The sequence below is a fragment of the Ruegeria sp. HKCCD8929 genome (genome assembly GCF_013031405.1).
GTDB lineage: Bacteria > Pseudomonadota > Alphaproteobacteria > Rhodobacterales > Rhodobacteraceae > Ruegeria.
Map to the genome: position 1 here is coordinate 203,916 of NZ_WPZY01000007.1, position 13,037 is coordinate 216,952.

Genomic DNA, 13,037 nt, shown 5'->3' on the forward strand with positions numbered 1-13,037 from the left:
ATCCCAATGACACTGACTCGCCGCACCTTCCTGCAGCAGACCGGTGCCGGGCTGGCCCTGGCCGGAACCGCCGCCGCCCGCGCCTGGTCCGCCACCGAAACCATGCTCGGCTCCGCCCGGATCACCAGCCTGTCCGATGGACACCTGACCCTGCCGCCCGAGTTCATCTTCGGCCCGATGCCGCAGGCCGAGCTGGCCCCTGTCCTCGACGCCCACCAGATCGGCGAAGGCCCACTCACACCCGACTGCAACGTCACGCTGTTGCAGGATGGCGAACGGGTGGTGCTGTTCGACACCGGCTCGGGCCCCGGCTTTCAGGACACGGCAGGCAAACTGACCGAAGCCCTGGACCAGATCGGCGTCGCACCCGAGGACATCACCCATGTGGTCTTCACCCACGGTCACCCCGATCACCTCTGGGGCGTGCTGGATGATTTCGAGGACCCGCTGTTTCCCGCCGCCGAGCACATGATGGGCCGCATCGAATGGGATTACTGGCTGAACCCGGCCACAGTGGACGATATCGGCGACGCCCGAGCCACCATGGCGGTCGGTGCCAAACGGCGGCTTGAGGCGCTGGAGAACGCCATCACCCTTTTCGACGACGGACAGGAGATCCTCCCCGGCATCGCCGCCCACGCCACCCATGGCCACACGCGCGGGCACATGTCCTTTGAAATCCGCTCCGGCACCCGCTCGCTGATGGTGGTCGGAGACGCCATCGGCAATCACCACGTGGCCTTCGCCCGCCCCGACTGGCCCTCCGGCTCGGATCAAGACCAACCCACCGCCGCCGCAACCCGCACCCGGCTGCTGGATCAACTGGCCGCCGATCGGATGCACCTCATCGGATATCACCTGCCGCAAGGCGGGTTGGGGCATGTGGAACGCGACGGGCAAGGCTACCGGTTTTTACCGCTGGGCAGCTAGGCACCCAAGAAAGCCCGGCACGCCGGGCTTGCCTCCGGCGGGGATATTTTTGAACAGAAGAAGCAAGGGAGATCAGATCCAGCCCCCCACGCTTGGCAGGGGGCCTTCTCCTGTTACGGTCATCGGTGTCCCCACCTGTACCGCAAGAACAGACTGACGGAAAAAGGTAAACAGATCCCTTCTTCTGTTCAAAAAATATCCCCGCCGGAGGCATGTGCTGCCGCAGGCAGCGCATTTCGGGTTGCGGCGCGGCGGCTGGCCTGACAGGGGTCAGGCGAGCAACCGGAGCCATTCATGACCGCATCCATCGTCTTTGACCTCGACGGCACGCTGGTGGACAGCGCCCCCGACATCACGGCCGCCGTCAACAGGATGCTGGCGGAGGAAGGGCACGCGGCGCTGGATCAGGCCACCGTGACCTCGTTTGTGGGAAAAGGCCTGCCCAACCTGGTCGCGCGTGTCATCACCCACTGCGATATGGACATGGGCCACCATAGCCGGCTGGCCCGGGTCACGCTCGACCACTACAACCGCAACTCGTCCACCCTGACGGTCGTGTATCCCGGCCTTGTCGAGGCTCTGGGCACGCTCAGGACTCGCGGCTGCGCCATGGGGGTCTGCACCAACAAACCCGAAGCGCCCGCGCGGCATGTGCTGGAGGCGCTGGGTCTTGCGCGATTCTTCGACGTGGTGATCGGCGGCGACAGCCTGGCCACCCGCAAACCCGACCCGGCGATGCTGCACGCGACCTTTGCCGCGCTGCCGGACCTGCCCCGCCTCTATGTCGGCGACAGCGAGGTGGACGCCGAAACCGCCCGCCGCGCCGACATACCCTTTCTTCTGTTCACCGAGGGCTACCGCAAGGGCCCGGTCAATTCCCTCCCCCACACCGCCAGCTACAGCGACAGCGCGGCGCTGCCCGAGCTGGTGGATCAGCTGCTGGGCACAAGCTGAGCCGCAATGCGGACGCGCACCGGATCGGGCCAGGGCTCGGACCGGCCCATGCGCCTGATGTGAACCAGCGTCGCGGAGGCGCGCAGCCGCAATTCCTCGCCGCAATGAGCCGTCAGCTCATAGTCGAGGCTGGAACGCCCCAGCCGGGTCGGCGTCAGGCAAAAGGTCAGCACATCCCCATGGTGGCTGGGCGCAGTGAAGGTGGCGTTGATCTGTGCCGTCGGCGCCCCGTTTTCCCGCACCAGCTGGTCAAACGGCAGGTCCAGCTCGCGCGCGAACCAGTCCTCGACCACGTCGTTGATCATCTCGAAGTAACGCGGAAAGAACACGATACCCGCCGGGTCGCAGTGACGAAAACGAACGGGAAACTGAGTGGTAAAGGGCACGGGGCCGCCTCCTGTCTCTGACACCAGCACCTTCGCCATGTATCGCACAAAGCTCAAGCGCTCGGCGCGGCTTTCATACAGGACCCGCGCCCAAACCAATTCCCGAGTGAAAAACTAAGATTGACTTATCTGACAGATTAACTCAGTTAATGACGCAATCTCCGCCGACCCAACACGTACAGGCAGGCCGGTCAATGCGAATGAGAAGGACAAGAGCCCCATGATCCAAAAAATCCTCGCCACCAGCGCACTCGCCCTGGGTCTGGCCACTGGCGCCATGGCCGGTACGGCCCCGGAAAAATCCGCGGTTCTGGACACCTATGCCGATATTGCCGAAGCCAAATATGCCGACAGCCTCACCGCCGCGCGCAGCCTGCAGACCGCGGTTGACGCGCTGATTGCCGACCCTTCCGCCGAAGCGCTGCAAGCCGCCCGCCACGCCTGGCTGGCCGCCCGCGTGCCCTATCAACAAACCGAGGTCTACCGCTTCGGCAACGCCATCGTCGACGACTGGGAAGGCAAGGTGAATGCCTGGCCGCTGGACGAGGGGCTGATCGACTATGTGGGCGCAGCCTATGGCGGCCCGACCGACGGAAACGAATTCGCGGCCCTGAACGTGATCGCCAATGCCAGCTTCAGCCTGTCGGGCGAAACCATCGACGCGGGCAAGATCACGCCCGAGCTGCTGGCCGAAACCCTGCACGAGGCGGACGGGATCGAGGCCAATGTGGCCACCGGTTATCACGCCATCGAATTCCTGCTTTGGGGGCAGGACACCAACGGCCACGCGCCCGGCGCGGGCAACCGCCCCTGGACCGACTACGCACAGGGCGAGGCTTGCACCGGCGGCAATTGCGACCGCCGTGGCGAATATCTGAAGGCGGCAACCGACCTGCTGGTCAGCGATCTGGAATGGATGACCGGGCAATGGGCCGAAGGTGGCGCCGCCCGCGCGGCCCTGATGGAGAATGAGGATGCAGGCGTCAGCGCCATCCTGACCGGCATGGGCTCGCTGTCTTATGGTGAGCAGGCGGGTGAGCGGATGCGTCTGGGCCTGATGCTGAACGACCCTGAGGAAGAGCATGATTGCTTCTCGGACAACACCCATAACAGTCACTACTATGACGGGCTGGGCATCCAGAACGTCTATCTTGGCCAGTATGTCCGCATCGACGGCACCCTGGTTTCGGGCGCCTCGCTGGCCGAGCTGGTGGCGGCGCAAGACCCGGCGCTGGACGCCGAGATGAAGGGCAAGCTGTCCGGCACCATGCTGGCACTGGGCCGGATCAAGACCGCCGCCGAATCCGGGTTTGCCTATGACCAGATGCTGGAACGCGGCAACGAAGGCGGCGAGGCGCTGATCATGGGTGGCGTCAACGGCCTGATCGACCAGACCAAGAGCATCGAACGGGTGGTGTCGGCGCTGGGGCTCGATCAGGTCGAATTCGAAGGTTCCGACAGCCTCGACAACCCGAACGCGGTGTTCCAATAAACCCGCTGCCGGATTGACGGGTGCAAAACGAGCAAGCAGCGCCACCCGGCGTTGCTTGTGTTCTCCAAGGCACATCTTTCACCACCAGAGGGACACGTCCTCCCTCGGGTGGGCGCCCGCAACGAATGTGGTCAGCGCTTTATCCCAAAAGCCCCGGACGACAACTGAACGGTGCATGACATCGCCAAGGCGCCCTCCGCCACGCCAGAGGCGTGCCAAACAAAAAGTGGCGCACCTTTGGTGCGACCCGGGAGGGAGGGCGCGGCCCGGCGGCACTGCGTGCCTTGATTCCGGGCAAGCGGCGCACTCAACCTTTGACGCTCTCTGAACCATAAAAAATACCCATCCCGCAAATCGCCTCTGGACCTCGCCAGCAATCCCGACTAATTAACTAAGAAAATCACCAGGGCCTCTGAGTCTCCCATGATCGTCTGCCACTGCACGAACATATCAGACCACGAAATCCGCGCTGCCATCGACTGGATGCGCACGGCGGACCCGCAAACCGTCATCACCCCGGGAAAGATCTATCACGCCCTCGGCAAATCGGCCGATTGCGGCGGATGCATGCCGCTCTTTCTGGACACGATGCGATCAAGCGATAGTCTGGAAGTCCCAATGCAGCTCCGCGCCTTGCGTGCCGGAACAACACAGGAGAATGCAGATGAAGGGCGATCCCAAGGTTATCGACTATCTCAACAAATCCCTGCGGCATGAACTGACGGCGGTCAGCCAGTATTGGCTGCATTACCGGCTGCAAGAGGACTGGGGCCTCGGCCACATGGCCAAGAAAAGCCGCGAGGAAAGCATCGAAGAGATGGGCCACGCGGACAAGCTGATCGAACGAATCATCTTCCTCGAAGGCCACCCCAACCTGCAGAAGCTGGACCCGCTGCGGATCGGCCAGAACCCCAAGGAAACGCTGGAATGCGACCTTGCGGCCGAGATCGACGCAAGGGCCCTCTACAAGGAAGCGCGCGAATACTGCCGGGAAGCCGGTGACTATGTGTCGATGTCACTGTTCGAGGAACTGATGGCCGATGAAGAGGGCCATATCGACTTCCTCGAAACGCAGCTCGACCTGTATGAAAGGATCGGCGAAGCCAATTATGCGCAACTCAACGCCTCGAAGATGGACGAGGAAGACTAGCCTCGCGCCCCTTCCGGTGGTCCTGACCCTGACCACCGGAGCCCTTGCAGCCGACCTGCGGGACGAACATCTCAACACCATCCCCAGAACCGAAGACGAGCGTGCGCGGATCGCCAACGTGCTGTCCTCACCCGCCGATTTCACAGCACCACAACCATTCGAGGAACTCAGCGCCGGGGCAACGACGGTGCGCGCGCGCAAGGATGCGGACGCCTTCTCGCAGCCCTCGGACAATCTGAGCTTCGAGCAAGAGCTGGATTTCCGCGTCGGCAACGGGCTGTTCCGCAAACTCTGGGTGTCCTCGCCCTCATCCACGCTGGCCTCCGATGGTCTGGGCCCGCTCTACAACGCCCGCTCCTGCCAGCGCTGCCACATCAAGGACGGGCGCGGCCATCCGCCCGAAACCCCAAAGGACAACGCCATCTCGATGTTCCTGCGGGTCTCGATCCCCGGCGCCCCCGAGGATGGGATCGACGTGATCGAGGACTATATCGCCACCCGCCCCGAGCCCACCTATGGCAGCCAGCTTCAGGATTTCGCGCTGCCCGGGCACCCGGCGGAATACAGGCTGAGTGTCAGCTACGACGAGTTCGACGTGACGCTGTCGGATGGCGAAACCGTCTCGCTGCGCCGCCCGACCTACCAGGCCACCAATCTCGGCTACGGCCCCCTGCACCCGGACGCGATGCTCAGCCCCCGGGTGGCGCCGCAGATGATCGGCCTCGGCCTGCTTGAGGCCATCCCCGCTGCCGACATCCTCGCCAAGGCCGACCCTAAGGATGCCGATGGCGACGGCATCTCGGGCCGCGCCAATATCGTCTGGTCCACCGAATTCGGCCGCCCGATGCTTGGCCGCTTCGGCCTCAAGGCCGGCTCCCCCACGGTCCGCGAACAAACGGCGGCGGCCTTTGCCGGCGATATCGGCATCTCCAGCCCGCTCTTCCCCGCCCCGCACGGCGAATGCACGGCGGCGCAGACCGATTGCGTGAACGCCCCCCATGGCGACGACGACCCGCGTGGGTATGAGATCGACGCCGAAGGGCTGGATCTGGTCACCTTCTACAGCCGCAATCTGGCCGTCCCCGCCCGCCGCGACGTGGACAACCCGCAGGTGCTGCGTGGCAAAGAGGTGTTCTATACCTCCGGCTGTACCGCCTGCCACCAGCCCGCCTATGTCACCCACCGGCTCGAAGACCGCCCCGAACACAGCTTTCAGCTCATCTGGCCCTATTCGGACCTGCTGCTGCATGACATGGGCGAGGGGCTGGCCGACAACCGCCCCGTGGCCCGCGCCACCGGCCGCGAATGGCGCACCCCGCCGCTCTGGGGCATCGGCCTGACCGAGCGCGTTTCGGGCCACACCTACTTCCTGCACGATGGCCGCGCCCGTTCCCTGCTGGAGGCGATCCTCTGGCACGGTGGCGAGGCGCAGGCGGCACGCGACACCGTGGTGGCGCTGCCCAAGGATGACCGCGAGGCCCTGATCCGCTTTCTGGAAAGCCTCTGACCGATGCGCCTGATTGCCTGTCTCCTGGCCCTGCTGATCCCCGCCACACTGTTCGCACAGGACCGCGCGGCCACGCTCACCGCAATCACCGACGCGCATATCCTGCCCAGCTTTGCCGAACTCACCGTCCGGACGGAGGCGCTAAAAACCGCCACTCAGAAAGATTGCATGCCTGCCTCGCCGGACCTGCAAACCGCCTTCCACGCCGCCTTCGATGCCTGGATCGCGGTCAGCCACCTGCGCTTCGGCCCGACCGAAGAACAGGACCGCGCCTTTGCGCTGGCCTTCTGGCCCGACACCAAGGGGTTCACGCCCAAGACCCTCTCTGCCCTGATTGCCGCCGAGGACCCGGCGGTGAACGACCCGGACGCCTTCGCTTCGGTCTCCATCGCCGGGCGCGGGTTCTTCGCGCTTGAGGCCATGCTCTACGACGCCAAATTCGCCGAGCAAGGCAGCGCCCCCTACCGCTGCGCCCTGATCCGCGCCATCGCCGCCGACATCGACGCCAATGCCGACGCGATCCGGGCCGACTGGCAACAGGATTACACCGCCAAGCTCACCGCGCCCGGCCCCAATAGCCCCTATCGCAGCGGCGACGAGGCGGTGCAGGAGCTGTTCAAGGCGCTCGCCACCGGCCTGCAATTCACAGCCGACACCCGCCTTGGCCGCCCGATGGGCACATTCGACCGCCCGCGCCCCAACCGGGCCGAGGCGCGCCGCTCGGGCCGCGCGCTGCGCCACGTGGTGCTGTCGCTCACGGCCCTGCGTGACCTCGCCGCCCTGCTAGCCGCCGACCACCCGGATGTGGCCGCCGAACTGGACGCGGGTTTTGCCCATGCGCTCGACCGGGCCGAGAAACTGAACGACCCGACCTTTGCCGGTGTCGCCGACCCGCAGGGGCGGTTCCGGGTCGAGACCCTGCAACAGGCGATCAACGACATCCGCGACCTCACCGCCACACGGCTTGGCCCCACCCTCGACGTCGCCGCCGGGTTCAACTCGCTGGACGGAGACTGAGATGACCAAGCGCCGCGCCTTTCTCGCCGGTCTCGCCGCCACCGGCCTTGCCCCGCGCACTAGCTGGGCCGAGCTTGGCGCCCCGGATTTCCTGTCGGCGGCCCTGTTTCCCGACGGCTCCTACCGGCTGGCGGGGCTCAGGGCGGCGGGAGAAATCCTGTTCTCCCTCCCCCTGCCCGCGCGCGGCCACGCCGCCGCCGCCCATCCCCACCGCGCCGAGGCGGTCGCCTTCGCCCGCCGCCCCGGCACCTTTGCACTGGTGATCGACTGCACCACCGGTCAGGAACTGGCCCGCCTCACCGCGCCCGAGGGGCGGCATTTCTACGGCCACGGCACATTCTCCCCAGATGGCCGCCTGCTGTTCACCACCGAGAACGATTACGAGGCCGGAATCGGCATCATCGGCCTCTGGGACGCTGCGAACGGCTATGCCCGTCTGGGCGAATTCAATTCCGGCGGGGTCGGTCCGCATGACATGGCGCTGATGCCCGATGGCGCAACACTGGTCATCGCCAATGGCGGGATCGAGACCCATCCCGACACCGGGCGCGCCAAGCTGAACCTGCCGGTGATGCGCCCGAACCTCAGCTATCTCGACCTCACCGGCACGGTGCTGGACCAAATCGAACCGCCGAGTGAGTTGCACAAGAACTCGATCCGTCACCTGACCGTGCGCGCCGACGGGCTGGTCGGGTTTGCCATGCAGTGGCAGGGCAACACCGCCGAGCACCCACCGCTGCTGGGCCTGCACCGGCGCGGCGAACCGCCCCGCCTGCTGACCGCCCCCGAGACAGACCAGCGCCGCCTGAACGGCTATGCGGGCAGCGTCGCCTTCTCGCATAACGGCCGGACCGCCGCCATCACCTCCCCCCGGGGCGGCGCGCTGCACCTCTTCGACGTGGCCAGCGGCGCTTTCACTGCCGCCCATATGATCGAGGATGTCTGCGGCCTCGGACCCAGCCCCGACGGCCTGATCTTCACCGCCGGAACCGGCGCCGTCGGGCAGCTCACCGGCACGGGTGCCAGCGTGTCGGCCCAAGCGAAATGCCAGTGGGACAACCATCTGGTTCCTGTCCCACACACCTGACCGTTTGCACCCCGCGCACCCGCCCCAGATAATGCTTGGAAGAATCAGGCCGCTCGCTTAAAGGGCGTGCGCACATCGGAACGCTCAAACGCCAAGGACCCACCTGATTGAAACACCCGTCTGACGCACCGCATTCCATCTATGGGGTTGAGAAATGGGGCAAAGGCCTCATCGAGGTGACAGAGGGTGGCGAGATTGGGCTGCGAAATCCGCTGGCCCCCGACGCGCCCGCAATCAGCCTGCCGGGCATCCTGCACGATCTCGACCAGCGCGGCATCAAATCGCCGATGATCCTGCGCATCAGTTCCTATCTGGAAAGCGAGATCGCCCATATCAACGAAAGCTTTCGCGACGCCATCACGCGCACCGGCTACAAGGGCAGCTATCGCGGCGTGTTCCCGATCAAGGTCAACCAGCAGGCCCAAGTGGTCGACCGCATCGTCGAGTTCGGCAAACAGTACAATTATGGGCTCGAAGCGGGCTCGAAACCCGAACTGGTCATCGCACTGGCCCACCGTCTGGCGCGCGAGGCGTTGATTGTCTGCAACGGCGTGAAGGATGCCGAATTCATCCAGCTCGCCATCCTCAGCCGCAAGATCGGCTTCAACACGGTGATCGTGCTGGAAAGCCCGAAAGAGGCCGACACAGTCATCGAGGTCTACAAGGAACTGGGCATCGAACCACTGCTGGGCGTGCGGGTGAAACTCACCAACCAGATCAGCGGCAAGTGGGAGGAAAGCTCGGGCGACCGCTCGGCCTTTGGCATGAACACCGATCAATTGGTGGCCGCTGTGGACAAGCTGCGAGATGCCGGGCTCCTGCATTGCTTGAAACTGCAGCATTCGCATCTGGGCAGCCAGGTGCAGGATGTGAACGATGTCCGCCGCGCCGTGGGCGAGGCCTGCCGCTATTACACCGAACTGACCCGCGAAGGCGTGCCGCTGACCCACCTCGATCTCGGCGGCGGCATGGGCGTGGATTACACGGGCGAGAAAAAGGCCACCGAGAACTCGATCAACTACACGGTCGAGGAATACTGCGCCAACGTGGTCGAAACCGTGGCCTACGCGATGGACGAGGCCGAGGTCAGCCACCCCACCCTCGTCACCGAAAGCGGCCGCGCCGTGGTGGCGACCTCATCCATGCTGGTCTTCAACGTGCTGGAAAGCACCCTCTATGATGCCCCCAACGGACCCAAGGCAGAGCCGGACGACCACCACATGGTCTCGGATCTGGCCGCAGTACACGGATACCTGACCCGCGACCGCCTGCAGGAATGCTGGAACGACGCCACCTTCTACCGCAATGAGTTGCGCGCCCTCTTCCGCCGCGGCTATGTCGACCTGCGCCAGATGGCCCGCGCCGAGCGCATCTACCTGTCGCTGATGGCCCGCATCAAGGCGCTGGTGGCCTCCGAACAGGACGAAACCGACGTCGACGACCAGCTCGAAAAACTGGCCGATATCTACCACTGCAACTTCTCGCTGTTCCAATCGCTGCCGGACGTCTGGGCCATCGACCAGCTGCACCCGATCGTGCCGCTGCAAATGCTGAACCAGACCCCCGACCGCCGCGCGGTGCTCAGCGATATCACCTGCGACAGCGACGGCAAGATCGACCGCTTCATCCTCGCCGACGGCGTGTCCCCCAGCCTGCCCGTGCACACCCTGCCCGAGGACGAATACTATATGGGCGTCTTCTTCGTCGGCGCCTATCAGGAAACGCTGGGCGACCTGCACAACCTCTTCGGCGACACCAATGTCGTCACCATCGACCTGCGCGCAGACGGCGGTTTCGACCTGCTGCATGAACAAGAGGGCGACACCATCTCCGAGGTCATGGCCTATGTCGAGTTCGACCCCTCCGACTGCGTCGCCGCCTTCCGCAAAATGGTGGACGAGGCGATCTCAACCGGTACTCTGATGGCCAAGGACCGCAAAACCCTGATGAGCGCCTACCGCGACAGCATCAACGGCTACACCTACTACGAATAACCCCCTGTGAGAGGAGACAACCCGATGGGCAAGACACTGGTTGTTGGCGCGGGCGGCGTATCCCACGCCGCCGTGCACAAGATGGCAATGAACTCGGACATCTTCACCGAGATCACGCTGGCCAGCCGCACCAAGTCGAAATGCGACGCCATCGCCGCAGCCGTGAAGGACCGCGTGGGCGTCGACATCAAGACCGCCGCTCTGGACGCCTACAACGTCGCGGACACCGTCAAGCTCATCAAGGACACCGGCGCCGAGATCCTGGTCAACCTCGCCCTGCCCTATCAGGACCTCGTGCTTATGGATGCCTGCCTCGAGGCGGGCTGCCACTACCTCGACACCGCGAACTACGAGCCCGAGGACGAGGCCAAGTTCGAATACCACTGGCAATGGGCCTATCAGGACAAGTTCAAAGAAGCCGGCCTGACCGCCATCCTCGGCTCCGGCTTCGATCCGGGCGTGACATCCGTCTTCGCCACCTGGCTCAAGAAACACAAGCTGGAGACCATCCGTCAGATCGACGTGCTGGACGCCAATGGCGGCCAGAACGAGCAGGAGTTCGCCACCAACTTCAACCCCGAGATCAACCTGCGCGAAGTGCTGGCCGAAGTCCGCCACTGGGAAAACGGCAAATGGCACCACAGCCCGGCGATGACCCACAAGGTCGAGTTCGACTTCCCCGCCATCGGGCCCAAGAACATGTACCTGATGTATCACGAGGAGCTGGAAAGCCTCAGCACCCACTTCCCCGAGATCGAACGCGCCCGCTTCTGGATGACCTTCGGCGACGCCTACATCACCCATGCCAAGGTGCTGGAAAACGTCGGCATGACCCGCATCGACCCGGTGATGCATGACGGCAAGGAAATCATCCCGATCCAGTTCCTGAAAACCCTGCTGCCCGATCCCGGCGATCTGGGGCAGGAGACCAAGGGCAAGGCCTGCATCGGCGACATCGCCACGGGTCAGGCCAAGGACGGCTCAGGCGAGAAGACCTATTACATCTACAACATCTGCGATCACGAGGAATGTTATGCCGAGGTGGGCTCGCAGGCCGTGTCCTACACCACCGGCGTCCCCGCGATGATCGGTGCGGCGCAGGTGCTGAAGGGCAACTGGGTACAACCCGGCGTGTGGAACATGGAACAACTCGACCCCGACAACTTCATGGACATGCTCAACGAACATGGCCTGCCGTGGCAGGTGCATGAATTGGACGGACCGGTCGAGTTTTAGGCGATGAGGGCCGCATAGACCCGCGGGGTGGCGCAATCGCGCCGCCCCATGGGGGCGGGTCGGCGCGGCCCGGCATGCCGCCGGGCGGAACGCATCTCACAGGGAACACCAAATGGCCGACATGATGACCACACAGGCAGGCGATGCCGGGGCCTTCCGCAGTTTCGACCTCAGCCGCGTCCCCACGCCCTGCTTCGTAGTGGACGAAACAGCAGTCGAACGAAACCTGCGTATCCTCGCGGATATCTCCGACCGCTCCGGCGCCCATGTCCTCAGCGCGCTCAAGGCTTTCTCCATGTTCGCCCTCGCCCCGCTGATCCGCCAATATCTCGGCGGCACCTGCGCCTCCGGCCTCCACGAAGCCCGGCTGGGGCGTGAGGAATATGGCGGCAAGGTCGCGACCTTCTGCGCCGGCTACAAGGATGCCGATATCGACGAAATCCTCGCCCTGTCGGACCACATCATCTTCAACAGCCCCGCCCAAAAGGACCGCTTCCTCGCCAAATCCCACGCCGCAGGCAAACAGGTCGGCCTGCGCATCAACCCCGAACATTCCGAGGGCGAGGTTCCCAAATACGACCCCTGCGCCCCCTGCTCACGCCTCGGCACGCCGGTCAGCCAGCTTGACGCACGGGCGCTGAACGGCGTGGACGGTCTGCACATGCACACGCTCTGCGAACAGGGGCTCGAACCGCTTCAGCGCACATGGGCCTCGGTCGAACCCAAACTCGCGCCCTTCATCGGCGGCCTCAAATGGCTGAACTTCGGCGGCGGCCACCACATCACCCGTGACGATTACGACCGCGACGCACTGGTGGAGTTCATCAAGGGCATCCGCAGCAAATACGGCATCGACGTCTATCTCGAACCCGGCGAGGCCGTGGCGCTGGACTCGGGCATTCTTGTCGGCGAAATCCTCGACCTGCCGCAGAACGGAATGAACCTCGCCATCACCGATATCTCGGCCACCTGCCACATGCCCGACGTGATCGAGGCCCCGTACCGCCCCGCGCTGATGGACGAGGCGGACGCAGGCCACACCTACCGCCTCGGCGGCCCGTCCTGCCTCGCCGGTGACGTGATCGGCGATTACACCTGGGATCAGCCGCTGCACATCGGCCAGCGTTTCGCCTTCCTCGATCAGGCGCATTATTCGATGGTCAAGACCAACACCTTCAACGGCGTCCCCCTGCCCACCATCGCGCTGTGGAACAGCGAAACGGACGCGCTGAACATCGTGAAGCAGTTCGGTTACGACGACTTCAAACAGAGACTTTCCTGAGG

The 13,037-nt window shown here is 64.5% G+C and carries 12 protein-coding genes; 11 read left to right on the top strand and 1 reads right to left on the bottom strand.

Annotated elements, in window-relative coordinates; genetic code table 11:
* Positions 1-6: 6 nt before the first annotated feature.
* Entirely contained in the window at positions 7-930 is a 924-nt protein-coding gene (locus tag GOX53_RS13345; RefSeq protein ID WP_171177096.1) for an MBL fold metallo-hydrolase, read from the top strand.
* 294 nt (positions 931-1,224) lie between these two features.
* Positions 1,225-1,884 (top strand): phosphoglycolate phosphatase, encoded by a 660-nt coding sequence (gph, locus tag GOX53_RS13350; RefSeq protein ID WP_171177098.1) that lies wholly within the window; start codon positions 1,225-1,227, stop codon positions 1,882-1,884.
* Here gph and GOX53_RS13355 read toward each other — a convergent pair.
* Entirely contained in the window at positions 1,863-2,270 is a 408-nt protein-coding gene (locus GOX53_RS13355) for an acyl-CoA thioesterase (RefSeq protein WP_371810299.1), read from the bottom strand. The two genes, gph and GOX53_RS13355, sit on opposite strands and share 22 nt — an antisense overlap.
* 277 nt (positions 2,271-2,547) lie before the next feature.
* Between GOX53_RS13355 and GOX53_RS13360 the strand changes: the two genes are divergently transcribed.
* From GOX53_RS13360 to nspC, 9 genes are all read left to right on the top strand, one after another.
* A complete protein-coding gene (locus GOX53_RS13360; RefSeq protein WP_254446562.1) occupies positions 2,548-3,762 on the top strand; it encodes an imelysin family protein in 1,215 nt (404 codons plus the stop codon).
* Positions 3,763-4,185: 423 nt separating this feature from the next.
* Positions 4,186-4,479 (top strand): bacterioferritin-associated ferredoxin, encoded by a 294-nt coding sequence (locus GOX53_RS13365; RefSeq protein WP_171177104.1) that lies wholly within the window; start codon positions 4,186-4,188, stop codon positions 4,477-4,479.
* On the top strand, positions 4,427-4,912 hold the full coding sequence (gene bfr / locus GOX53_RS13370) for a bacterioferritin (protein ID WP_171177106.1): 486 nt from the start codon (positions 4,427-4,429) through the stop codon (positions 4,910-4,912). Before GOX53_RS13365 ends, bfr begins: the two co-directional genes overlap by 53 nt.
* Complete coding sequence (locus tag GOX53_RS13375; protein WP_171177108.1) at positions 4,872-6,419, top strand: di-heme oxidoredictase family protein; 1,548 nt, start codon at positions 4,872-4,874, stop codon at positions 6,417-6,419. Before bfr ends, GOX53_RS13375 begins: the two co-directional genes overlap by 41 nt.
* 3 nt (positions 6,420-6,422) lie before the next feature.
* Complete coding sequence (locus GOX53_RS13380; protein ID WP_171177110.1) at positions 6,423-7,436, top strand: imelysin family protein; 1,014 nt, start codon at positions 6,423-6,425, stop codon at positions 7,434-7,436.
* Between the two features lies 1 nt (position 7,437).
* Positions 7,438-8,523 (top strand): DUF1513 domain-containing protein, encoded by a 1,086-nt coding sequence (locus GOX53_RS13385; RefSeq protein ID WP_171177112.1) that lies wholly within the window; start codon positions 7,438-7,440, stop codon positions 8,521-8,523.
* Between the two features lie 107 nt (positions 8,524-8,630).
* Positions 8,631-10,517, top strand: a complete 1,887-nt coding sequence (speA, locus tag GOX53_RS13390) for a biosynthetic arginine decarboxylase (RefSeq protein WP_171177113.1) — start codon at positions 8,631-8,633, stop codon at positions 10,515-10,517.
* Between the two features lie 24 nt (positions 10,518-10,541).
* On the top strand, positions 10,542-11,753 hold the full coding sequence (locus GOX53_RS13395) for a saccharopine dehydrogenase family protein (RefSeq protein ID WP_171177115.1): 1,212 nt from the start codon (positions 10,542-10,544) through the stop codon (positions 11,751-11,753).
* A 112-nt stretch (positions 11,754-11,865) separates the two neighbouring features.
* The gene (gene nspC, locus GOX53_RS13400; RefSeq protein ID WP_171177117.1) at positions 11,866-13,035 is read left to right on the top strand and encodes a carboxynorspermidine decarboxylase; all 1,170 of its coding nucleotides are present in this window, start codon (positions 11,866-11,868) and stop codon (positions 13,033-13,035) included.
* Positions 13,036-13,037: the final 2 nt, after the last annotated feature.

Bases quoted from the DNA above. Each gene is read 5' to 3' on its own strand.
- GOX53_RS13345 (WP_171177096.1), top strand. From the start codon at position 7: ATGACACTGACTCGCCGCACCTTCCTGCAGCAGACCGGTGCCGGGCTG.
- gph (WP_171177098.1), top strand. From the start codon at position 1,225: ATGACCGCATCCATCGTCTTTGACCTCGACGGCACGCTGGTGGACAGC.
- GOX53_RS13360 (WP_254446562.1), top strand. From the start codon at position 2,548: ATGGCCGGTACGGCCCCGGAAAAATCCGCGGTTCTGGACACCTATGCC.
- GOX53_RS13365 (WP_171177104.1), top strand. From the start codon at position 4,186: ATGATCGTCTGCCACTGCACGAACATATCAGACCACGAAATCCGCGCT.
- bfr (WP_171177106.1), top strand. From the start codon at position 4,427: ATGAAGGGCGATCCCAAGGTTATCGACTATCTCAACAAATCCCTGCGG.
- GOX53_RS13375 (WP_171177108.1), top strand. From the start codon at position 4,872: ATGCGCAACTCAACGCCTCGAAGATGGACGAGGAAGACTAGCCTCGCG.
- GOX53_RS13380 (WP_171177110.1), top strand. From the start codon at position 6,423: ATGCGCCTGATTGCCTGTCTCCTGGCCCTGCTGATCCCCGCCACACTG.
- GOX53_RS13385 (WP_171177112.1), top strand. From the start codon at position 7,438: ATGACCAAGCGCCGCGCCTTTCTCGCCGGTCTCGCCGCCACCGGCCTT.
- GOX53_RS13395 (WP_171177115.1), top strand. From the start codon at position 10,542: ATGGGCAAGACACTGGTTGTTGGCGCGGGCGGCGTATCCCACGCCGCC.
- nspC (WP_171177117.1), top strand. From the start codon at position 11,866: ATGGCCGACATGATGACCACACAGGCAGGCGATGCCGGGGCCTTCCGC.